The sequence below is a fragment of the Acaryochloris sp. CCMEE 5410 genome (genome assembly GCF_000238775.2).
Classification (GTDB): domain Bacteria; phylum Cyanobacteriota; class Cyanobacteriia; order Thermosynechococcales; family Thermosynechococcaceae; genus Acaryochloris.
This window is the reverse complement of sequence record NZ_AFEJ02000001.1, coordinates 2,444,852-2,467,673: the sequence shown is the minus strand read 5'-3', so window position 1 is coordinate 2,467,673 and position 22,822 is coordinate 2,444,852. Positions and strand designations below refer to the sequence as shown.

At 49.0% G+C, this 22,822-nt stretch carries 21 protein-coding genes and 1 tRNA gene; 12 read left to right on the top strand and 10 right to left on the bottom strand.

Going from position 1 to position 22,822, the window contains the following annotated elements; translation table 11 throughout:
• Window positions 1–11: 11 nt before the first annotated feature.
• Both ON05_RS11120 and ON05_RS11115 read right to left on the bottom strand, forming a co-directional pair.
• Window positions 12–968 (bottom strand): hypothetical protein, encoded by a 957-nt coding sequence (locus tag ON05_RS11120; protein ID WP_010475038.1) that lies wholly within the window; start codon window positions 966–968, stop codon window positions 12–14.
• A gap of 382 nt (window positions 969–1,350) precedes the next feature.
• On the bottom strand, window positions 1,351–3,042 hold the full coding sequence (locus ON05_RS11115) for an ABC transporter permease (protein ID WP_010475037.1): 1,692 nt from the start codon (window positions 3,040–3,042) through the stop codon (window positions 1,351–1,353).
• A 448-nt stretch (window positions 3,043–3,490) separates the two neighbouring features.
• Here ON05_RS11115 and ON05_RS11110 point away from each other — a divergent pair, with 448 nt between their 5' ends.
• Together ON05_RS11110 and ON05_RS11105 are read left to right on the top strand one after the other, a co-directional pair.
• The gene (locus tag ON05_RS11110; protein WP_010475035.1) at window positions 3,491–3,706 is read left to right on the top strand and encodes a hypothetical protein; all 216 of its coding nucleotides are present in this window, start codon (window positions 3,491–3,493) and stop codon (window positions 3,704–3,706) included.
• A 119-nt stretch (window positions 3,707–3,825) separates the two neighbouring features.
• Window positions 3,826–4,707: a M48 family metalloprotease gene (locus ON05_RS11105; protein WP_010475033.1), complete on the top strand. Its 882-nt coding sequence runs from the start codon at window positions 3,826–3,828 to the stop codon at window positions 4,705–4,707.
• Between the two features lie 48 nt (window positions 4,708–4,755).
• Here ON05_RS11105 and eno read toward each other — a convergent pair whose 3' ends face one another.
• Window positions 4,756–6,036, bottom strand: a complete 1,281-nt coding sequence (eno, locus tag ON05_RS11100; protein ID WP_010475031.1) for a phosphopyruvate hydratase — start codon at window positions 6,034–6,036, stop codon at window positions 4,756–4,758.
• A 198-nt stretch (window positions 6,037–6,234) separates the two neighbouring features.
• Between eno and gloA the strand changes: the two genes are divergently transcribed.
• On the top strand, window positions 6,235–6,660 hold the full coding sequence (gloA, locus tag ON05_RS11095; protein WP_029315281.1) for a lactoylglutathione lyase: 426 nt from the start codon (window positions 6,235–6,237) through the stop codon (window positions 6,658–6,660).
• Window positions 6,661–7,143: 483 nt separating this feature from the next.
• Entirely contained in the window at window positions 7,144–8,910 is a 1,767-nt protein-coding gene (locus tag ON05_RS11090) for an iron uptake porin (protein ID WP_010475027.1), read from the top strand.
• A gap of 128 nt (window positions 8,911–9,038) precedes the next feature.
• Here the strand turns inward: ON05_RS11090 and rlmN are convergent, their stop codons facing one another.
• On the bottom strand, window positions 9,039–10,094 hold the full coding sequence (gene rlmN / locus ON05_RS11085) for a 23S rRNA (adenine(2503)-C(2))-methyltransferase RlmN (protein WP_010475024.1): 1,056 nt from the start codon (window positions 10,092–10,094) through the stop codon (window positions 9,039–9,041).
• A gap of 402 nt (window positions 10,095–10,496) precedes the next feature.
• On the opposite strand from rlmN, the gene rpsD reads away from it, so the two are divergent.
• Window positions 10,497–11,105, top strand: a complete 609-nt coding sequence (gene rpsD, locus ON05_RS11080) for a 30S ribosomal protein S4 (RefSeq protein WP_010475022.1) — start codon at window positions 10,497–10,499, stop codon at window positions 11,103–11,105.
• Between the two features lie 47 nt (window positions 11,106–11,152).
• On the opposite strand, the gene ispD is transcribed toward rpsD, so the two are convergent.
• A complete protein-coding gene (gene ispD, locus ON05_RS11075; protein ID WP_010475020.1) occupies window positions 11,153–11,866 on the bottom strand; it encodes a 2-C-methyl-D-erythritol 4-phosphate cytidylyltransferase in 714 nt (237 codons plus the stop codon).
• Between the two features lie 161 nt (window positions 11,867–12,027).
• Here ispD and ON05_RS11070 point away from each other — a divergent pair, with 161 nt between their 5' ends.
• Window positions 12,028–13,062 carry a glycosyltransferase family 9 protein gene (locus tag ON05_RS11070; protein ID WP_010475018.1) on the top strand — a complete coding sequence of 345 codons (1,035 nt, stop codon included), beginning with the start codon at window positions 12,028–12,030 and terminating at the stop codon, window positions 13,060–13,062.
• A 31-nt stretch (window positions 13,063–13,093) separates the two neighbouring features.
• Here the strand turns inward: ON05_RS11070 and ON05_RS11065 are convergent.
• Window positions 13,094–13,179 (bottom strand) — tRNA-Ser (locus tag ON05_RS11065).
• 66 nt (window positions 13,180–13,245) lie between these two features.
• Between ON05_RS11065 and ON05_RS11060 the strand changes: the two genes are divergently transcribed.
• The 5 genes from ON05_RS11060 to hisG all read left to right on the top strand — a co-directional run bounded on the left by ON05_RS11060 (window position 13,246) and on the right by hisG (window position 17,424).
• A complete protein-coding gene (locus ON05_RS11060; protein ID WP_010475016.1) occupies window positions 13,246–13,611 on the top strand; it encodes a 2Fe-2S iron-sulfur cluster-binding protein in 366 nt (121 codons plus the stop codon).
• A 3-nt stretch (window positions 13,612–13,614) separates the two neighbouring features.
• Window positions 13,615–14,448 (top strand): inositol monophosphatase family protein, encoded by an 834-nt coding sequence (locus tag ON05_RS11055; protein ID WP_010475015.1) that lies wholly within the window; start codon window positions 13,615–13,617, stop codon window positions 14,446–14,448.
• 95 nt (window positions 14,449–14,543) lie between these two features.
• Complete coding sequence (locus tag ON05_RS11050; protein ID WP_010475012.1) at window positions 14,544–15,500, top strand: DnaJ domain-containing protein; 957 nt, start codon at window positions 14,544–14,546, stop codon at window positions 15,498–15,500.
• Between the two features lie 9 nt (window positions 15,501–15,509).
• Window positions 15,510–16,718 carry an ATP phosphoribosyltransferase regulatory subunit gene (locus ON05_RS11045; RefSeq protein WP_010475010.1) on the top strand — a complete coding sequence of 403 codons (1,209 nt, stop codon included), beginning with the start codon at window positions 15,510–15,512 and terminating at the stop codon, window positions 16,716–16,718.
• 49 nt (window positions 16,719–16,767) lie between these two features.
• Window positions 16,768–17,424, top strand: coding sequence for an ATP phosphoribosyltransferase (gene hisG / locus ON05_RS11040; protein ID WP_010475009.1), 657 nt, complete (start codon window positions 16,768–16,770; stop codon window positions 17,422–17,424).
• Window positions 17,425–17,441: 17 nt separating this feature from the next.
• Here hisG and ON05_RS11035 read toward each other — a convergent pair whose 3' ends face one another.
• Window positions 17,442–18,581, bottom strand: a complete 1,140-nt coding sequence (locus ON05_RS11035) for an FHA domain-containing protein (protein WP_010475008.1) — start codon at window positions 18,579–18,581, stop codon at window positions 17,442–17,444.
• A gap of 291 nt (window positions 18,582–18,872) precedes the next feature.
• Here ON05_RS11035 and ON05_RS11030 point away from each other — a divergent pair, with 291 nt between their 5' ends.
• Window positions 18,873–19,706 carry a DUF4333 domain-containing protein gene (locus ON05_RS11030; RefSeq protein ID WP_039780615.1) on the top strand — a complete coding sequence of 278 codons (834 nt, stop codon included), beginning with the start codon at window positions 18,873–18,875 and terminating at the stop codon, window positions 19,704–19,706.
• Window positions 19,707–19,742: 36 nt separating this feature from the next.
• Here the strand turns inward: ON05_RS11030 and ON05_RS11025 are convergent, their stop codons facing one another.
• The 3 genes from ON05_RS11025 to ON05_RS11015 all read right to left on the bottom strand — a co-directional run bounded on the left by ON05_RS11025 (window position 19,743) and on the right by ON05_RS11015 (window position 22,634).
• Window positions 19,743–20,669: a hypothetical protein gene (locus ON05_RS11025; RefSeq protein WP_010475006.1), complete on the bottom strand. Its 927-nt coding sequence runs from the start codon at window positions 20,667–20,669 to the stop codon at window positions 19,743–19,745.
• 42 nt (window positions 20,670–20,711) lie between these two features.
• On the bottom strand, window positions 20,712–21,386 hold the full coding sequence (locus ON05_RS11020; RefSeq protein ID WP_010475005.1) for an alpha/beta hydrolase: 675 nt from the start codon (window positions 21,384–21,386) through the stop codon (window positions 20,712–20,714).
• Between the two features lie 78 nt (window positions 21,387–21,464).
• Window positions 21,465–22,634: an LL-diaminopimelate aminotransferase gene (locus ON05_RS11015; RefSeq protein ID WP_010475004.1), complete on the bottom strand. Its 1,170-nt coding sequence runs from the start codon at window positions 22,632–22,634 to the stop codon at window positions 21,465–21,467.
• Window positions 22,635–22,822 lie beyond the last annotated feature (188 nt).

The following is a 22,822-nucleotide window of genomic DNA, read 5'->3' as shown; positions in this document are numbered from 1 at the left end:
ACAGTCTTGGCCTAAGCATAGGCTCGAATATCGCCATAATCGTTCAGAGCATATTGGATTTGCAGCATTAATCGAGGACGTGAGACGGGGCGGTTTCCTTTATGGAAGCAAAAGGTATCTTCTACAATCCCCAATCCTGCCTGTCCGCAGACGGTTAATACCTGCTCAGCTCCATAGGTCTCTACCAGGGTGTGATCCTTCAGACTGGCACACCGTTGACCCATCAATTGATGTCCTAGCTTTTTGCCCCAATGGGTTTTCTGAATACAAACATGGGGACCGTTTCTCTCATCCACATCTGTTAGATAGAAAAAGAATTTAAGCGAGCGATAGTCATCAATATCGTAGTGAAAGACTTGGGCCCCTTTAATTTGCTGCTTCCAAGTGGATTCTCCCGGAAAACTCCATAACAATTCACTGCCAATGGCTGTGGGTTTTGCCCCTAAGTATTCTGTTGCGATCTCAACCAGTCCTGGATCATAAATAAGAGCCTGAACGGCGGCACATCCTTGGGTATTCACACTGCCGAGTTGAAACGAATATCCCAAGGAAGCTTCAAGGGTGGCTCGATCCTTAAATAGGCAGCGAATATTGGGATTCCGATCGACGGCAAAGGGGGTTTGATGGGCAAAGTCCACTAATTCAGCCACAACGACATCTGATAACTGCAACCCCGCATAGATGCCTTGTTGACGTAAGACGGCTGAGATGGTTTTGGGATTTGGGGGCGTCACCAAGGATGTTGGCAACGGTGCCGATTCGTTCAATGTCTTTGGACAAATCGTACAGGCTGTCAGGGTTCCCCATACCTGTCGCATGAATTCGATGCGAGCCAGTTTGCGCATCAAAAATAACTTAGGGTTATAGAGCAAACAGGTTAAAGATCGGGACACATAGCAAAATAATTTATTGAGGAACCGCCGATAGCCCCTAGGTCGAACGACTTGCCTCAAAGCAGTGGCAACCATAGATAGGAAAGAGACCTTGAATAATTAAGAAACAGGATGCCAAAGGGGTTCACAAAAAAATTTCTCCCGATATTCAGGAGAAAACAGAATATTTTGCTAGAGAAGAAATACAACCCTAGCATGTCATCCTCAAAATTCAAGGCTTTGTGGGAAATTTAATTTCAAAGGATTAAATACTGCCCCCTTTTCTTCATTGGGGGTTTTGCCAGTATGCTCAATAATTTCAGGCAAAAAAATAACCCCAGCGGGGCTATTGGTGTAAGGAGTGGTACAAGACGCAATTTGCGCTTATCTAAGTTAGTTTCATTAAAGCGTAATGGGGTGAAGATGTTGTGAAGTCAGGGACATAAAGCCTGCTTAACCTTGGGCTTGAAGCAGTATGCTAGAGCGACTGCAATTGTTGGCGGAGATATTGGCTGAGCCAGTCAACCCCCAAGCTGAGGAGGATAAAACAACCCAACGTCCACACCACTCCTGAACTATCGAAACTGCTGAGCTGCTCACTGAGTAAACGTCCTAGTCCTCCAGCCCCCACGAGACCCACAATCACCGTTTCCCGCATGCCCACCTCCCAGCGATAGCAAGAATATGCTAAAAACCGGGGCAATGTCATGGGTAAAACGCCATAAAGAAAAACAAATGGGCTAGAGGCCCCTTGAGCTTGCAGAGCGGCCAAGGGCTTTTGATCTAAGTTTTCATTGACTTCGGCCATCAGACGCCCCAGAATGCCGAGGTTATGGATGCCTAGTGCGATCGCACCCGGTAGCACTCCCGGAAAGACGATAAACAACATCACCAAAGCCCAAATGGGCGCGGGGACAGAGCGGCAGATCAACAAAAACAGCCGTGCCGCGCCGACGAGCAGCCGACCTACCCCTTGACGCCATAGACTCGCGGGTTGGGGGAGAAAAAGTCCGCCGGGGAGAAAAAAATTGGCAGCCGTCCCAAACGAGAACACCATGCCCCCAAAGCCTGCGCCTAGAATAGCCATGAAAGCCATGCCTAGGGTTTGGAGCGAGGCATCGCAGGTTGCCAATAGAGACGGGCTAGGTTGTAACGGCCATAGTCCAACGAATATCTGCTGGCTATTGTGCCAAGTTTGGGGGGCTACCAAGATAGACAGATCGGGGCCGATATAAAGCCAACTCCAAGCCAATGCCCCAACGAGACTAACGACCACCAGTATGCAGTAGAGCAGATTATTAGAGAATGAGCGTTCAGGCTCGGGACGTCGGGAATGCACCTGTTGAATCGGAGCATTTTTTAGGTGCAAACTAATGCGAGTTTGGCAGCCCAATCGATGGCGACACCGGGCACTACTCCAATCAATCACGCCATTCAGGATCATTAAGGCATAGATAAAGGTCCATACTTGCTGGTATTGCAGGGACTGCAAACTCAAAAAGATTTCATGACCTAGCCCTCCAACCCCAATAATGCCAAGGGTGGCGGCGGATCGTAGGGAGCATTCAAAACGATAGAAACTATAGGACAGTAAATTGGTGCTGGCAGAGGGTAAGAGTCCGTATAAGAAGGCATTCAAGGGCCGTCCGCCACCCTGTCGTATCGCCTCCAACGCCTGATGGGGCGTATCATCGAGAATATCGCTAAAGACTTTCGCCACAATCGCGCTAAAGGGAATGGTAATGGCTGCGATCGCAACGAGGGGATCGAGTCCCCATAGATTGATCAGCAAAAGTCCCCAGAGCATTTCGTGAATAGCACGAGGCACGACCAGTAGGCTTTTTAAGCCCTGGCTGAAATATGGGGCAATGCCTAAAACCTGTCTCCCCACGTCTGAGATAAAGACACTGCCTACAAAGCCGAGACAGACACTGAACACTGTGCCGCAAATGGCATAGGCCAAGGTCGTTAGCAGCCCTTGCCAGGCCGTTGCCATCAATGGAGCGGTGAAATCAGGATGGAGACTAGCTTGCCAAAACTCTAGAAACTGGGGCCAACCATTCAGATTCCAGAGGGGGCTGGTCAAGATAGCAACCCCACCCCCAACCATGAGCAATAAACAAGTGCTAGGCAGCCATAGCTGCCTGAGGGGGATAGATTTTGAGGTCATGCCACCTCACTTATGCTCCAGTAGGCTGATCTTGCCAAATCGAAGTGGGAGGGCGCAAGACAGAAAGAGTTGGCTGAAAGATTGAATTGGATGAGCAGCAGGCGTACTGCGATGACACTCTCAAAAAAGAAGCCCTTGTGCTGATTTAAATCCGTTTTCAGGTCAGCAGTAGGGCCGTAGACGCAGTTAGGAGGTATCTTGCCTTACAAGTTAGCGACACTATTCATTAAACAGTAGATCTCTTAACGAAGTCTTCAGAGTTGATAGTGCGATAACCTCCATATTTAATATACCTTCACCCTTATTTATCTTCATCAGAGAATTGGGATTGGCACTTGTTAGAATCAGGTCATCCTGCCTGAGTGCCCGTTGATCGAACGCGGCTGTATCTACTTTTCCCCACCACCATGAACCGACCTTTATACGTCTCATCACCTATCTTAATATCGTGAATCCTATTCTTCTGATTGCGGCTATTCTTGTTTCTTGGTTGGTCTTTACCTGGCTGTTACGTGTGGTTAAAACTACCCTCAAAACAGCCTTCTTGCTGGCGCTGATTGTTTTGGGCTTGCAGGTAGTTGTGGGGATTGGGCCCGATCAGGTTTTGCAAGCGGTTCTGGATCTTCCCAAAGTGGTGCAAGAGCTGCTGAGTGGTCAATCCTAATAGGCTAAAAGATGTGCGGATAGGGTAAACTCTGCATCATCAGGGGGGCTTCCTACCCATATTGCGCCATGAGAACTTTTTAAACTGGGATTAATCGTGCATGTCTGTGGAGGCCAGCGATGAATCAACTCAAAACCGCCAGTTTACTAGGCCTACTCAGTGCTCTCCTCATTGGCAGTAGCTATGCTCTATTGGGGGGCAGTGGCGGTATTGTCATAGGTATTGGGATTGCAGCTCTCACCAACTTAGGTGCTTGGTACTACTCTGACCAGATTGCCTTATCGGCCTACCAGGCGCAGTTGGTGCGGGCCAATCAAGCCCCTCAGTTGTACGCTGTGGTTCAGCGTTTGGCCCAGCGGGCAAACCTACCTATGCCACGCTTGTATATCATTCCCAGTTCAGCTGCGAATGCCTTTGCCACGGGGCGTGATCCCGACCATGGAGCCATTGCTGTTACGGAAGGGTTGCTGAGGATGCTGCCAGCGGCAGAACTAGAAGGGGTTCTTGCCCATGAGTTGGCTCATATCCAGAATCAAGACACCTTGACCCAAGCAGTCGCAGCCACGTTAGCCGGTGCGATCGCATTCTTAGCCCAAATGGTGAGCTACAGTTTCTGGTTTTGCGGTAGTCGAGGCAATGATCGAGAATCCAACCCTATCGGGGCTTTACTGATGGTTGTCTTAGCACCCCTATCAGCAACGATCCTGCAATTAGGGATCTCTCGGACCCGCGAGTTCTCTGCAGACGAAACCGCCGCTCGCCTAACGGGACAACCTCGCGCTCTAGCCCAAGCCTTGTCTCGTTTGGAAAGCAATGCTCAGCGCAATGCGTTAGGGGGCAATCCGGCTTTTGCACCGCTGTTGATTATTAATCCCCCAGCTCGGCAATGGCTGAGTAACTTGTTTACGACTCATCCCAGTACGCGAGATCGTATCAATCGTTTACTCAAGCTAGAGCAGCAACTGCAAAGACGCCCATCTATTGCATTCACATCGCTTTAGTAGAAGAGCCACTCGGAGTGGTTAAAATCGCCACTCCGAAGAAGTGTCTTATCCTGGTCCTAAGCCTACTGCGCCAGCATAGGCCACCTGACTGCCGAGTTCATCCTCGATACGCAGCAAGCGATTGTATTTTGCCACGCGTTCGCTACGGCAAAGAGAGCCCGTTTTGATCTGACCGGCTCGGGTCGCAACCGCGAGATCCGCAATCGTGGTATCTTCCGTCTCACCGGATCGATGGCTAATGATGGACGTAAAGGAATTGCGTTTGGCTAGATCAATTGTTTCTAGGGTTTCGGTCAAGGTCCCGATTTGATTCAGTTTAATCAAAATAGAATTGGCCGAGTGCTGCTCAATTCCTTTCTGTAACCGGATAGGGTTCGTGACGAACAGGTCATCCCCGACGAGCTGAACGCGATCCCCTAACTGGGCTGTCAAATTCCCCCAACTCTCCCAATCTTCTTCATGTAGGGGATCTTCAATGGAGACAATCGGATATTGCCTGGCTAAGCCATCTAAATAGTCGATTAGCTCCTTGGGGGAATGGGCGGCACCGTCGTAGGTATACTGCCCGTCTTTATAGAATTCGCTGGCTGCGACATCTAAGGCCAAGCTAATTTGAGCGCCAGGTTGATAGCCAGCCTTCTCAATTGCTTCCACTAACAATTCCAACGCGGCTTGGTTAGACGCCAGATTAGGGGCATAGCCCCCCTCATCCCCCACGCCTGTTAACAGATTTTGGGCTGCCAATACTTGACTCAGCGATGCAAAGACTTCTGCTCCCCAGCGCAAGGCTTCCTTAAAGGAATCTGCACCGTGGGGGACAATCATAAACTCTTGAATATCAACGTTATTGTTGGCATGGGCCCCACCGTTGATGACGTTCATTAAGGGCACCGGCAAGAGGTTTGCTAAAGGACCTCCTAGATAACGATATAGCTCTAAATTCAGTACTTCAGAAGCTGCTTTAGCCGTGGCAAGGGAGACAGCCAAGAGGGCATTTGCACCCAGTTTAGATTTGTTCGTCGATCCATCCAGATCAATCATGGTCTGATCGATATCAGCTTGATCGAGGGCGTTTAACCCCACCAGTTCAGGCTGAATGTGATCCCTAATATTAGTAACGGCAGTAAGAACCCCTTTGCCACCATAGCGCTGAGCATCTCCATCTCTCAGTTCATGGGCTTCAAAACTACCTGTAGAAGCACCACTGGGAACTTGGGCCAATCCAAAAGCCCCACAACTTAATATGACTTCTGCTTCCACAGTAGGACGACCGCGTGAGTCTAGAATTTCGCGCGCCTCAATGGCAGCGATTTCGGTTTCGTGCATGCGTTATGTTTCCAACAATCTACAAAATAATCTGGTGTGCTTGACCTGCTCGTCAAGGCTATAAAATGCATCTGACTGTATCAGCGGTGTTGATGCAACGAGTGTCCTCTTTAAGACATACTAGGTGCGATCGCGTCAGAATGTAACTAATGTGACGACCACCTCTTGACTTTACTAACTCTTAAACAACATAGTCTTATGAGAATTCTCCATACCATGCTCAGAGTGGCAGATCTTGATGCTTCTTTAGCATTCTACTGTGATGTCCTAGGAATGAAGCTACTTCGTCGGAAAGATTACCCGAACGGAAAGTTTACGCTGGCCTTTGTGGGTTACGGAGATGAAGCAGATAACACGGTGCTAGAACTGACTTATAACTGGGGTGTCTCTGAATACACTTTGGGAGATGCCTATGGCCATATTGCCATTGGCGTTGACGACATCTATAGTGCCTGCAACGTCATTAAAACTCGTGGTGGAACAGTGACCCGAGAACCTGGCCCCATGAAACATGGCTCAACGGTAATTGCCTTTGTAGAGGATCCCGATCACTATAAGGTTGAGTTGATTCAACTCAGCTCCAAAGCATCTGTGACTACGACAACCTCCACCTCTGTCAGTTGAGCAAGTCTTACCCTTGGTAATTGCTGGGTGAAAGCTTAGAGTCAAGCTTCCGCTCGTTTGAGTCGCAACAATGACAGCAAATTCAGCTCATGCCATTGAGAGTAGGACCTTAATGTCTTGAGTTGATCGCGTGGGAATACGACAAGGCTTTGCCGAAAAAGCTCTCCACAGTATCCTGGCTCAAAACCTTTATGAAACAGTCGTTTTAGGGTTTTTAGAATTACGAGGTGAATGGAGAAAATTACAGTATATGCCAATACAGAAACCGACTACGATCCCTTGGCTTACCTCTGATAAATAGAGTATCTTTCTAAAGTGAAGGAATGTATACACTGAATAGTTTTTCACTTTCAGGAACCTTTTCTTCAAACTTATCTTCCAAGCAATACAATGCAAATATTCGCATTGTATTAATGAGAAGCATTAAGTTATCGTGTTTAACTTTTCCAGAATTTTAAACACATGTGAGTGAGGAGCAAAACCATGAAAAAAGTATGTCTATTAGCTGGAAGCCTGAGTCTTCTCGGACTTTCTGCCCTACCTGTAAAAGCTGTCAGCACTAGCGAACAGCTTCCTGTAGAAGCCCAATCTGTTGATGTAGCACCTGTTGCTGCTGAGCAAGATGAATTGTTGTTGGCTGATCAGTCTCTCAGCGAAACAACTTCTGTAAATGACTTGATGTCTGAGACTAAAGAAGATTCTGTTGGTCAGGTGACCTCAGTTTCTCAACTGTCTGATGTTCAGCCTGATGACTGGGCTTTCCAAGCCATTCAATCATTGGTTGAGCGCTATGGTTGCGTCGCCGGTTATCCCAATGGCACCTTCCGCCCCAGCCGAGCCATGTCTCGTCGTGAAGCCGCTGCTTTGGTTAATGCTTGTTTAGATAACCTCAGCAACCGCTTTGCTACTAAAGAAGATTTAGATGCCCTCAAGGCACTTCAAGACGAATTTGCAGCTGAACTCGCTACCCTACGTGGTCGTGTTGATGGTTTAGAAGCTCGCGTTGCCACTGTTGAAGCCCAGCAGTTCTCCACCACCACCAAACTTCAAGGTGAAGTGGTCATGGCTGCTCAGTTTGGTGACTTCGTTAACAACCCAACAGATACTGTTGTCGATCCCGTTAACGGTGTTCTAAATGCAGGTGGACCCGATAGCCGCGTTTCTGCCATCTCTCGAGTTCGTTTGAACTTCAACACTAGTTTCTCTGGCGATGACTTATTAGCCACCCAATTAGAAGTGGGTAATAATGGTCAAGATTTCTTTGGTAACGCTCTGGGTGCTCAGGATCCTGGCCCAGGTTTGGGAACTTTGACAGGTTCTGGCGTACCTCTAGTTGATTTGGGTGCTGCCGACTATGCAGGTGTAGGTAATACCGTTACGCTGCGTCGTTTAGCCTATACCTTCAAGCCCGGCGAGAACTTAGCTGTTACCGTTGGTACCAACATTTTCCCCAGTGACTTTGTTGACTTCAACAGTTATGCCAATAACTCTGCTCAAGATTTCAGCTCTGGCTTCTTTATCAACAACCCTTTAATCATCACCAACGCGGTTGATCTCAATGGTGGTGCTGGTGCAGCCTTTGATTGGAATCCTAATGCTGGTAAAATCAGCGTTCGTGGTGTGTATGTTGCCGCTGCTGGTAACGTCGCAACTGCCGCTGCTAATGGTGGCTTAGGTGGCGATCCTCACCAAGGAACCTTGGAACTTGAGTATGCCAACAGTTTTGGTGCAGATGATCAAAACAACTTTGCCATTCGTTTGCAAGGTACCTACGCTGAGACTTTCAACATTGAGCAGAAAGTCTTAGGTGTCAACGCTGAAGCTACTTTCGGTAACATTGGTATCTTTGGTCGCTATGGTATTTCCTTTGATCCTCAGAACCAAACCGTAAACCCAAGTGTTGATGTATTTGGCAACCCTGCTGTTGCACCTACTATCCTCACAGCTGGTGGTTCTAACACCATTCAGACTTGGATGGCTGGCCTTGGTTACAAGGATGCTCTTGTTCCTGGTTCCTTATTTGCCGTTGCTGCTGGTATGCCTTACTTGGTCACCGGTACTCCTGGATCCAACGACCAGATCAACTTGGAAGCCTTCTATCGGTTCCCAGTTAATGACAACATCACCATCACTCCTGCTGTGATGTACATCATTAATCCTTTGGGTACTGTCAATGGCCTCTCCGCTGCTGGTGCTGGCAATGACAACGACATCATCCAAGGTTTGATTCGAGCAACCTTCTCCTTCTAAACCATTGATTGGATGTAAGCCTTTTCTAGGCTGAAATAAGGCAGTGTGAGTAACACACTGCTTTATTTTTTTGTCTTTTAATTTCTGATGGATGTCGAAAACTTCAGCAAAGTGAATAGTTGGACCTGTTAGCTTGAGGCTGGATCTATCATCTGCGTTGCCCTTAATTGACCACAGGCAGCATCTTTGTCTAAACCGCGAGATCGTCGAATACTGGCAGTGATATGTTGGCTTTGTAAGCTATTTAGAAATTGTTGGAGTTGCTTTTGGGTTGGACGTTGGTAGTCCACTTCGGAGATCGGGTTGTAAGGGATTAAGTTCACATGGCTTTGGAAGCCTCGCAGATGATGGGCTAGCTCGAGAGCATGTTCTGGGTGGTCGTTGACTCCTGACAGCATAATGTACTCAAAGGTGACCCGGCGACCTGTTTGGGTAACGTAAGTCCGACAATCCTTCAGAAGCTGCTCCAGAGGATAATGCTTGGCACTCGGCACTAGCTGTGTGCGAATATTCTGATTGGAAGCATGTAAGCTTACCGCTAGCGTAATCTGAAGTTGGTGCTGGGCAAGCTTGAGAATCTGCTTGGGAATGCCGACAGTGGAGACTGTTAGGGATCGTTGGCCAATCCCCACATCTTGATTGAGGGATCGCACAGCGGCAAGGACTTGGTCCAGATTAAGTAGCGGTTCCCCCATGCCCATAAATACAACATTGCCGACCCGTTGTTGAAAATCTTCTTGGACAGTTAAGACTTGATCAACAATTTCATGACAGGCAAGATTACGTTGATATTCACCTTTGCCGGTGGCACAAAAGTCGCAGCCCATAGGACAGCCGACCTGAGAAGAAACGCATACGGTTAGCCGTTTTTGGGTTGGAATACCAACGGTTTCAATAATCTGTCCATCTGCAAGTTTGAGTAAATACTTGACGGTCCCATCTTGAGCAGCAGAACGATGATGAATCTGGGAGCGACCCACGGGGATATCTGCAATTTCAGTCCGCCATTGTTTCGGGAGAACAGTGATGTCGCTGAGGGAATGCACACCTTTCTGGTAAATCCATTGGTGTACTTGTTGACCCCGATAGGCTGGCTGCTGGTAGGTCTGAGCCCAATGAGTCAACTGAGCCTTAGAAGCCCCTAAAAGGGGTGGAATAGACTCGACAGAAAGTTGATCAAGCATGATGGTTATGGATGGTCTGAGAGAAACGGTGAGAGAGGCCCCGTTGAGGTAGCGTTAGCAAGGGCTGGAAGAGTGGAAATATACCAGCAATTCTCATTTTGGTAGACTATTCCTCTAAGCCCTATCCACTGGTACTTTCTTCACTTCCAGTTTTTACTCTGTAATGTCCTTGGCAGTGGTAATTGTGCTTAGACAACCCATTAATTTGGATTTAATGAGTATTTTGATCGCTTTTCACAAAATATGTGACTGATTTCAGAATCCCAAAAGCATTGCTGGATAAGCTTCTGTTTAAAATGAGAATTGCTGGAAATATACTATAAAGCTTGATGTGTTGCCCTTCAAAAGCTTATACTGAAAAGTCTGACAAATTTCACGTAATAGAAACTAAGAGGAAGTGATATGTCGCGATATCGAGGCCCTCGCCTCAGAGTAGTGCGTCGTTTAGGAGAGCTGCCTGGATTATCCCGGAAGACTCCCCGTCGAGCCTACCCCCCTGGGCAACATGGCCAAGCTCGCAAAAAGCGGTCTGAATATGCAGCCCAGCTTGAAGAAAAACAAAAATTACGATTTAATTATGGCTTGTCTGAACGACAGCTATTGCGCTATGTGCGCAAAGCGCGCCGGGCCGGAGGTTCTACAGGTCAAACCCTGTTGCAACTGCTGGAGATGCGCCTAGATAACACGATCTTTCGCTTAGGGATGGCACCGACCATTCCTGCCGCTAGGCAGTTAGTGAATCATGGCCATGTGTTAGTGAATGGCCGAGTGGTGTCGATTGCAAGCTATCAATGCCGCCCGGGCGATGTGATTCAATCTAGAGATCGAGATGCCTCCCGCAAGCTGATTGAAACCCACATGCAGTTTCCTGGCTTAGCGAATATTCCTACTCACCTGGAATTCGATAAGAATACTTTGACGGGTAAAGTCAATGGGGTCATCGAGCGAGAGTGGATTGCCTTAGAAATTAATGAACTACTCGTGGTGGAATATTACTCGCGGAAAGGGTAAATCGCGGCTACCTTCCCAGTTTTTCTACTGCGGCAATACTCTACGAATTAACTCCCGAATCCGTCAGTTTGGGAGTTTTTTTGGAGGCGTTGTTCAAGGATTAATTCTGCGATCGCAAGATCAGCAGGCGTGGTCACCTTTAAGTTGGTCTCTTCTCCCAAAACGATATGGACTGGAAGATCCAGTTTCTCAAATAAAGCCGCATCATCCGTGACTTCCCATCCCTGCTGTCGTCCCTGTTCATGACATTGCTTGAGCGGTTTAACTTGGAAGCCTTGCGGCGTTTGGGCAGCCCATAACTGGGATCGATCAGGCGTATCTTGAATTTGATGGGTCGTATCCACCACCTTGATGGTGTCTTTGACCGGCACAGCAGCCACAAAGCCTTGATATTTTTGGAGGGCTTCAGAACAACGGTCTAGTAAATCGGGCGTAGCTAAACAACGAGCACCATCGTGGATCAGCACCTGTTCCGCTTGAGGAGGGAGGGCTTGGAGACCGTTATAGACAGATTCTTGACGAGTCTGTCCCCCTTCAATAAAGACGACGGGCTTATTCAAAGTCAGAGCGTCTAACAGTTCTTTCCAGGTTGGCTCATCCTCTAATTGACCAATAATCCCAATCCAGGTAATGGAATCAGCAGATTCAGCGGCCAGCAGCGTCCAGGCCAACAGAGGCTTACCGTGCAACATCAACCGCAACTTATTGCGATCGCTGCCCATGCGTCGTCCCATCCCTGCCGCTGGAATTAATAGGTGCATTGATAACCATAAACTGCTGCCATTCCTTATCCTATCCTGACCTGAGACTGCAAGTTAGAAGACTTATTGAGTTCCAGAGCGGATTGATTACAAGCGTTGAGCATTCCCCTACAATGGGTGGCGGTAAACGTAGACTTCACCCATTACGGCTGCTCTAAATAATGACCCGTGTATTAGCATTAATTCCTGGCGATGTTGGTCGGCAACTCTTGTTCTTCCCAACCTTAGAAACGCTTCACCGCCATTATTCTCAGGTTGAGATCGATGTCATTGTAGAACCCCGCGCCAAGCAGGCTTTTCGACTCTGTCGAACGGTTGATAATGTCTTGACCTTTCAGTTTGAGAACCGGAATGGGGCCGCCGATTGGGGCAATTTAATCGGGCAAATGCGAGATCGTCGCTATGATGCCAGCCTTACCATCAGTCGCGAGTGGACTGCGGGCTTGCTGTGTTGGTTAGTCGGGATTCCTCAGCGAGTGGGCTATGAAAATCTGGCCTTGCCGGCTTGGGTGCGATTTGCGCGGAAACGGTTTCCCACCCTCGGCGGAACTGTGGCTGATTTATCGGGTAAATGCTTGACAGCGGCTGTTCCCCCGAATGCTCGCCCCTACGATGCCCAACGCTACCATGACTTGCTGTTGGGGTTAGGGATTGATACCCCTTGCCCAGATATTTCGATTCAAATTCCCCTAGACGATCAGAATTGGGCCAAAGCTGAGCAAGAACGACTCGGGATTGCAGGTCAGCCTTATATCATTCTTCATGGCGGAACAGGCGCGGAAAACTCGGATGATGAACCCTCTCAGTTTTATCCTATTCGGAGCTGGGAATCTGTCATCGAAGGGTACTTAGAACGGCAACCGGATACCCCTCTAGTCGTGGTGCAAACGGCTGAGAACAAAGAGTGGGTTGCCTCCCTAGTTGCGGTTTGTCCTCAACTCCAGATCGTTATGCCTCAGCATGTGGGCCAATTGGCCGCCTTTATTGATGCAGGGCATCTAATGATTTGTGCAGACCGGGCTCCCTTACATCTGGGCGTTGCCGTGAAAACGCGTCTAGTCGCCCTATTTGGAGCCCTAGAACCGACTCGGCATTTGCCAACAGCCCCCCACTTCGCTGGCCTAAAGTCTCTAACGAGCAAAGTCGCAGATATTCCGCCCATTCAAGTTCTTGAAAAGGTGTGGGGTGTCAGCTAAGCGCTGTGTAATCACGATTACATCTTAAAAACGGAGAGGGAGGGATTCGAACCCTCGTTAAGTTAACCCTAAACAGCATTTCCAGTGCTGCGCCTTCAACCACTCGGCCACCTCTCCAGGTGGATTAGTTTTATCCAGTACAAGTAAGCTATGTTAACAGAATCTGAACCCGGATGAAACGGTATGGAAAAATTTACGATACATATTCGCGATCGCCACAGCGGAAACGACTATGAAGTCCTTGTTCCTGCCGACCACTACATCCTTGAAAGTGTGGAGCAACAAGGGCGGCGTCTCCCTTTTGCTTGCCGGAATGGTGCCTGTACAACCTGTGCCGTGAGAGTACTATCCGGTGACCTCCATCAGCCAGAAGCCATGGGGCTTTCCCTTGAGCTACAAAAGCAGGGGTATGCCCTATTATGTGTGAGCTATCCCAAAAGCGATTTAGTAGTGGAAACCCAAGACGAAGATGAAGTCTATGAACTCCAGTTCGGCCGCTATTTTGGGAAAGGTAAGGTTCGTACTGGCCTCCCCTTAGATGAAGAGTAAACGATGACGACAACCGACTTAAACACCTACCTAGATATTGCGACTGAAGCAGCCCTGGCGGGTGGTGGTGTCCTCCAACAGTTTTGGGGCAAGTTAGAAAATATTCAAGAAAAGCGACCGGGCGATTTAGTTACCGAGGCCGACCAAGCTGCCGAGAAGGCGGTGCTCGCAGTGATTGGTCGCCATTTTCCAGGGCATCAAATCCTGGCGGAAGAGTCGGGGCAACAAGGCAATCAAGACAGTGAGTATTTATGGGCGATCGATCCCCTCGATGGCACCACGAACTATGCCCACCAATATCCATTCTCGGCGACATCTATTGCGTTAATCATTCGAGGGGTTCCCACAGTTGGCGTGATATATGACCCCTTCCATCGGGAGCTATTTCGAGGGGCAACGGGTTTAGGGGCGACTCGTAATCGTCAACCCATCCATGTTTCTTCTACATCGTCCTTGGCCAGTAGCCTGCTGGTCACAGGGTTTGCCTATGACCGGCGAGAAACCAAAGATAATAACTATGCTGAATTTTGCCACTTAACCCATCTCTCCCAGGGCGTTCGGCGGGGTGGTTCAGCCTCAATTGATTTGGCCTATATTGCCTGTGGTCGGCTAGATGGATATTGGGAGCGGGGATTGTCGCCTTGGGATATTGCGGCGGGTATCGTCCTGGTACAGGAAGCGGGCGGTACCGTCACTGCCTATGATCAAAGTCCGCAACAATTAGCCTCGGGGCGTTTATTAGCCACCAATGGTCATATTCATGCGGCTCTCAGTCACGAACTGCTTAAAATTCAGCCGTTGGATTGGGCTCCTCCAAATCTCTCCGCTTCTAGATAAATTTTTCTATGTGGAATTAAGGTGCTGGATTGTCCCGAACCGACTAGACTAGCACTAGGGGATTACCTAACACACTCAACTTCGGAAGCACTTACATGTCATTTGAGATGAAGCATGGTCTTGCTATTTTCGATTGTCCGGATCACTATGCCAGCTTGGGTCTAAGCATTGGGGCATCTAAGGGTGAGATTCGCAAGCGCTACTTCAAAATTGCCCGAAGTTTGCATCCTGATAGCTGTCCAGATGGCATGGATAAAGCGGAAGCGAGTCGGATGCTCTCAAAGTTAGTGAATCCCGCCTATGAGGTCCTCTCTCAAGATAAAGACTTTGAGGAATATAAGGTGTTACTCCGATTAGTCGGACAACGAGCTAATCGGGAAGTGAATCCTAGTTCTATGCAAACGCCGGAGGCCCAGGAACTCTTAACGACCAGCTCTTTTGAAGAACGCTATCAAGAACAGGTCCAACAACTCGCCCAAAACCAGTTTGAGAATTTGGATGGGATCTTGGCAGTGGTGAGCCGGCTCAGCGAACTCAATCTGGCCTATTTAATCCGTCGAGAAGGGACCCAGAAACCCGGAGCTAGAGCAGCGCAGCCTATGCAGGCTAGAGCTGCCCAAGCGCAGCCGGAAGCAGCGGCAAAGCCAGAGACTTCTGTGTCTCCTTCGCCTGCAGAGCAGTCGCCTCCCCAAGAAGCGGCGACCTCGCAGTTTGTGAATGACTATTGCCGACGGGCGGAAGAACTGATTCAGAAAAATCGTTTGAATGACGCTATTGTAGAACTGCGAGATGCCCTCAAACTTGAACCCAAAAACAGTCGCTGCCATACGTTAATGGGGTCTATCTATCTACAGAAAAAGTCACTCAAAATGGCCAAAGTGCATTTTACACAAGCCTTAAATAGTGATCCACAGAATGCTGAGGCCATTAAGGGCAAGCAAAAATTGGAGAAATTAGAAAAGAAAGCGCAGCCTGCTGCAGCAAAACAAACTCAAGCGAAGCAGCCAGAGCGCAAGAAAGGGCTGTTTGGTTTGTTTGGTGGTAAGAAATAATTGGTGACGATGTATCAACCTCCTGCTGGTGCCCGAGATTTACTGCCCTTAGATGTTGCCCAAAAATGCTGGATTGAGCAGCGTCTGCTGCAGGTATTTCAGCGTTGGGGCTATCACCGCATTATTACTCCGACCTTAGAACGGTTGGATACCTTGTTAGCGGGGGGAGCGGTAGACCCCCAAACCGTGATCCAAGTTTGGGATGCAGAAGAAGGGGTCTTGGGGTTGAGACCTGAGTTAACGGCCTCCATCGCTCGAGCTGCTGTGACTCGCATGGAAGGAGAGACCCACCCTCAGCGACTCTATTACAACGACAACATCTTTCGGCAACAGCCTGGTCATGCGAGTAGCCAGCATGAGTTTTACCAGGCGGGGGTAGAGTTGCTGGGGAGTAGCGGATTATTGGCAGATGCCGAGGTTCTGTTGCTCTTAGCGGATTGCCTCTCGGAACTAGGGGTTCAGAACTGGCATGTCCTTCTGGGGGAAGCGGATTTAACCCGATCGCTGCTTCGCCCTTTTCCCGAAGCTGTGCGAGGATCTGTACGCCGAGCCATTGCCCAGCTCGATCGGGTAGGGCTGGCGAATTTGCCTTTGAGTCCAGAACTCAAGGAGCATGCTCTGTTTCTACTGGATTTGCGGGGAGAACCGGCTCAGGTGCTGCAAAAGGTATCGCAGCTGCCTCTGGAACCACCCCAACATGAGGCGGTCACGAACCTCAAGTCCTTGGTAGAAGTGTTGTCGAAGCAACCCTCACTCACCCTAGATCTGAGCTTGATTCAGACCTTTGATTATTACACGGGTATCGTATTTGAGATTATCAGCGATGCAGAGTCGGGTCAGCGCTTACTAGGTCAGGGAGGGCGATACGATACGTTGCTGGGCCTCTATCATCCCCAGAACGAAATGCTGCCTGGGATTGGCTTTTCTTTTAACGTGGAACATTTGCACCAGGTTCTCCTGCCCCTGGGGATGTTGCCGAAACAGACGCCTGCCTCCCATTGGCTGGTGGTGGCGGAAACGGCATCTGCGATCGCAGCCGCGTTTGACCATGCCCATCAGCTGCGTCAGCAGAATGCTCAGCCTCCTCTCACCCGAGTGGAAGTGGAGCTATCCCAAAAGTCACCCGATGACATTCGATCCACTGCCCGTCAACAGCGAATTGGGCAAATTGCTTGGGTCAATGCCCAAGGGTCTGTCACAATTGAATCGCTAGCGTAATTCCCTTAGCGAACATTGCCATAGCCGTTATTTCATCGAGACTTATTTCATGCTCACGGTTGCCTTACCCAAAGGGGCGTTACTGAAAGATAGTATTCGCCTCCTCCAATCGGTTGGTTTGGATTTCAGTGCCTTCTTAGACTCTGGGAATCGCCAACTGCAAATTCAGGACCCAACGCAAACGGCGCAAGGGTTATTAGTCAGAGCCCAAGATGTACCTGTTTACGTGGAGTATGGACAGGCACAACTCGGTATTGTCGGGTTTGATGTCTTACAAGAAAAGAAGCCCCAGGTTGCTCAGTTTGCTGATCTCGGATTTGGCCATTGCCGCATGTCCGTGGCCGTCCCGAGTCAAAGCCCCTATCGCTCAGCCATGGAACTCCCCCCAAACTGCCGGGTAGCATCTAAGTTTGTTCACTGTGCCCATGATTTTTTCTCCAAAATCGATTTGCCCGTGGAAATTATTCCCCTCTATGGTTCTGTCGAATTGGGGCCGATTACGGGGATGTCGGAAGCGATTGTTGACCTAGTCTCTACCGGACGAACCTTAAAAGAGAATGGTTTGATTGAGTTGGACTGTTTGTATGACAGTACGGCTCGTCTGATTGCTCATCCCTTGAGTTATCGGCTGAATCAATACAACCTTGAGCATTGGCTTAATGAGATCAGTAAAAACAGCCAGCCCCTTGCAGCTAATGCCTCCTAAAGGATAAAGATCACCCTTTAGGGAATCGGGACGGATGGATCAAAACGGTAGCTTTGTAAAATTTCTCGGAAGGTTGATCGGACTTGATCAAAATCGGATCGCAATACCAAGATACTGACGACAGAGATAGTATCCTCGCTCTGCTCTGTATAGGTTGCCCCTAACACTTGATCATTGCGCGTTGAGAACTCCCACCCTAATTCCACAACACCACTGTCTTGAACTTTGGGTTGTCCCACCTGGAAACCAGGCTCTTTGCCAAAGGCATTGGTAATAAAGCGACGAGATAAATCTCCTAGTTCCTGTTGGCTAAGGCGTCGAGATTTAAATAGATCGACCACAATACTGCTGTCAGTCTCGCTATCGGTCCATCGAAGGATCACTTCCCCGGCTTTACTCGTATCTTTTCGTCGCCAGGTGCGAGGAGTTTTGATCCGAAATAGCCCAGATGAATGCTCATAGGTGACCAAATCGGCCATTTTATCCCCAAAGGACTCTCCCCGTGAGCCAGGAGATGAGTCAGAATCAGCGCTATCCTGATCGGAGTTGGACTGGTTAGAATCAGAATCACTTTGGGATGCAGTCGGTTCTTTACTTAAACCCAAAAAGTTGCTGACATAGGGCCAAGCCAATGCTCCCCCGCCAATCACTAACGCACCTGCAATAATCCATACCCATACCTTGGGCCCTTGATCGCCAGATGTAGGTTGGGATTGATAGTAAGGGGTTGGACTGGGGGCGGGATAAGGAGGTGGGGCTGCTGGTGTTGGTGAGCTGACGGCGGTTGGGGGCACGCTGGGTTGACTGACTTCTGTCGGTGGGAATCCGCCCTTACTGACTCGAGCATTCAGGACCACCCGTCCTAAGGAAACGGTGCTGGCACTCCCTAAAGGTACTTCGCCTGTGGTGATGGGTTGACCGTTGACGATGGGCGGATTGGTATCCCGGAGCGATCGCAAATAAAATGCTTGGCTACCGGCATGGTAATAAACTTCAGCCTGCAGTCCCGATACGCTGCTATCCGATAGAACGATATCGCACTTTTGAGGATCTCGACCGATTCGGACAGTACCAGGGTTTTTACTGGGTTGGTTTGGCTGAATTTGTTCCGAACGAGAGACACCTCCCTCGACCCACTCCAACGTTAACTCAGTCACAGTTAGTTCTTTTCCTACTCATTAGATAGATCGATAAAAGCCGTTACAAGAGATTTGCTTGGGATAAACGGCTGGGTAGACGTGCTCTCAGCATACCCATATCAGGTGAATCGTAATCGACTATTTAGCCTACACCATTATTAAAAGAATCTAGGTGTTTTTTAGCTCTCGGAGCAATTTTGTTACGGTGCACACAGAGCCCATCAGATACATTTTCTCTCCGCTCATTCATCAGTTATGAAACTTCGCAATACAACCCACATAAACTTCAATTGGAAAGTCATCTTTACCGTGAGCCTAGCTAGTCTATTGGCTGCTTGTTCGCCCACTCTAAACACTGGAAAACTGGAAGATGAGATCCAAAAAGGAATTGAAGAGCAAACCAACATTAATGTGTCGTCAATTTCTTGTCCCACGAATGTTGAGCTGGAAGAAGGAGATATCTTCGATTGCGAGGTAGAGGCATCAGACGAAACTAAATTTACTGTAACGGTTACCCAACAAGATGATGAAGGCAATGTGACCTGGAAGCAAAATCCGGTGTCTGCCGCTAGTAACAACAATGACGATACAGATTCGTCGGACAGTACTGACTCTCCAGGTGATTTACTACCCACGGAGGATCCTCCGAGTCCTGAACCAGAGCCAGAGCCTACTCCCTCTAATGTTGACCCCAATGCCCCTCGTCTCGATAGCAGCATTGTTGAGAGCACCATCAAAGAACAGTTTGCAGACCAAGCTGGCATTCCGGTCCGATCGGTGGCTTGTCCTCAAAATGTGGCGATTAATGTGGGGAGTAAATTCAACTGTACCGTTAAGGCAACCAATGGCAAGACCATTGAAGCAGTGGTGACTCAAACCAATGAGCAAGGCGGGTTTTCTTGGAATGCCACCAGTGGCTTGATTTCCTACGATAAGGTTGAAGGCTTAATCAAAACAGGGTTACAAGACCAAGAAAACTTAACTGTCACACCTAGCTGTGGAACGTCTCAAACGCGATATATCATTGCTTATTCGGGAGAAAAGTTTAGTTGTTCGGCAACTGATCCCAATGGTCGAAAGATTCCGATTACCGTCTCCGTTCAAAGCGATGATGGCCAAGTCGTTGTCAATTGGAAACTGTAGTCAGCGTCTATCGCTGAGGGTTATCTGATGCATAGATTAATTTGGCCCAGCCCAGCAGTGTCCAGCAAAGGATGAGCCGAATTTCTCGTCATCGGATGCCACGAAGATGCCGCCGTCCTTGCCGGGGACGAGCGCTATTGCCTCCACTTTATTAAATGGGAATCGATACAGTGGGGTTAGGGTGGATGGTACTTGCTGTTGAATGGCCCTTGGTTTGGCTTGATGGAACCGGGAACTTCCCAGCCCATAGACGGCAGATTGAAACGGGCCTTTATCCCCCGGATCACTGGCTGCTGTGATGTAGAGTGACCCATCAGGTGCAATCTTTAAATCTGATATGTGGCGCACCTTTTGTTGTGGCCAGGGCACTTGAAAGGGAATAGAACCTTTGACGGTTATCTTGGTCTGTTCAGGGAAATACTGTCCCCAAAAGAGGATAGCAGGGTCAGTGTCCTGGCCCCGATGAGCCCAAACCGCGATGAATTGATCGTCCATCTGCTGTAGGGCAAACCCTTCGATATTGCTTAGCTTTTTGCCTGGAGGGATTTGGGCTGTATGTAAAATCTTGACTGTATTGGTTTGCAGATCTAGCTGCAGATGGTAAACCACCCCCAGGCTGGTGACAGCCACATATTCAGTCTTTGTATTAGGTACGGAGGCTAACGCTTCCAGGTCTAGGGGAAGGGAAGATTCTGTGGGCCACATCAGGGCTTGATAGGTGATCGGACCTTGGGAGGGAACGCCTAGCATCGCTAGCCGAGGTTGGTCTTGATCCCCTTTGTTATCGTGAACCGCCAAAAACTGGCATACCTGGTCCTGTTTTTGGATGAAGGCTAGACCACTAATCCCTTTCCGTTTCCCAGGTTGTACAGGTCGCCAGATTGGGTTTGCGGAAGCGGTCCACCCCCATGTGCAGCTCAGCCCTAGGAGGAGCAGACGGGCCAATACCTTTTTCCCTCTCATTATCGTGCTGCTTCTACCCCACTCATAGGACTACACAAATTATTATTCATTGGGCTGATCGTCAGAACTGGATTCGGGAGCTGCCGCATCAGCGGGATCTTCTGTCGCTTCAGAGCTTGGAGCATCGGCTTCAGGGGAAGGGGCACTTTTATCGCTAGGAGCTTCGGGTGTGACTGCCGGGGCGTCTCCGCCTGGGAATTGCCCGCCCATAAACCCGCCTAAGAGAGAGCCAGACTTCATCAGTTTCTGAACGGCTGCTAAATCAATTTTCAAGGTTTGAGTGGGATAAGCTTCTAGGAAACTCAGAATCCCTAACCCATCGTCAGAAGCAGCGGCGCCAATAAGAGCACTTCTAAGGGCAAGTTTTTCTACGCCACCGGGAAGAGAAGTTGCCCCTGCGATTTGGGAAAGCAGTTGGTCCCCTTGGGGAGATCGCAAAATTTTATCGAGGACGACAACATTTAAAGGCACCTTAAACTTGAGGCCCCCTAATAAAGAGTCCCTTTCTTGCTGACCCACAACACTCAAGACAGAAGCGAGATCAGGAGGAGCACTCCCAGTTTCTAATAATTGGCGTAGATCAGAGACTGCGATAGATCGGCCAAAAGGACCATAGCTGACCGTAATTTTTTCGGCTGCACGACTGGCAGCACCATTCAACCCTACTAGCATCAAAGCACTAGAGAAGGCACAGAGTAAACGGCGAGAATAACTCATAAAGGCTGATTTCCTTTGCTGTGAGGGGAGTATATCTAAATCAAGTCGGATTAATACAGGACTGCCCTTTCTGCATGGTCAAGTATGCAGGAAGGAATCGATTCGGTCAACGGCTGTGTTTAGCGTGTCAGGATCTTGGACTAAGGCAAAACGCACATATCCTTCTCCTGCTGGACCAAAGCCTGCTCCTGGTGAGGCAGCGACACCCGTTTGAAGGACGAGCTGCTTACAGAATTCGACTGATTGTTGTTGCCAAGGTTCCGGTAAAGGTGCCCAAATGTACATGGTGGCCGTGGGTTTGGGGACGACCCAACCCATCTTGGCTAGGGCTGTGACAAAAACATCGCGACGCTTTTGAAAGATGGATAAGGTCCGTTGCAGTTCAGAATCACCTGTTTTAAGGGCCGTAACGGCACCATTTAAGATGCCCAGATATTGATTGAAATCGACAATGGCTTTGATTTTTCTCAAGCTGGTAATCAGGTCGGCATTGCCAACGGCAAACCCAATCCGAAAGCCTCCCATGCTGTAGGACTTGGAAAACGTAAAAAATTCGATGGAGCACTGCCGATAGAGATCGGCTTGCAGGATCGACGGCATTTTTTGTTCCGAGAAGACAAAGTCAACGTAGGGGAAGTCGTGAACCAGGACGAGGTCGTGGTCTCGGCAAAATTGAACGGCCTCCTGGAAGAAAGACAGAGTTGCGATCGCAGTAGTGGGATTGTGGGGATAGCTGAGCACCATCATTCGGGCCTTCTGTAGCACCTCAGTTGGGATCTCGCTAAATACTGGAAGAAATTGATTTTCAGCTAATAGGGGCATGCCATACATTTCCCCGCCTGCCAGATAAACCCCGCCCGCGTGGGAGGGATAGCCCGGATCTTGCAGTAAGGCAATATCACCAGGATTGAGAATGGCAAGGGGTAAATGAGCCGTTCCTTCTTGGGACCCAATTAGAGGCAATACCTCTGTTTCTGGATTGACGGATAGCCCAAACCGCTGCTCATACCAGGCTGCAACCGCCTCTCGAAAAGAGCGGGTGCCATGAAAGAGCAAATATCCATGGGTGGAGGGGTCCTGTAATGACTGGCTAATCGTCTCCAAAATTGGCGCAGCAACAGGCAAATCTGAAGATCCCAAGGACAAGTCAATCAAAGATTGACCGGCATCAAGGGCTTGGCGCTTAGCCTGATCCATGTCCGCAAAGACATTGGCTTGGAATCGTTGAATGCGATCGGCAAATTTCATCCGCTAAAACATTGCAGATCTAAGGTTGTCTTAGATCTGCCCAAAATGAGGTTAACTGATGACTAGCTTCTGGAGTAATCCGTTGGTATAGGATGCTTGCCAGTTCTCCAATCCAGTCGATTACGAGAACCTAAGCTGTTGACCTACTGGAAGCCGTTTGTCATTCGCTCAGTCTATTGAGTATCAGC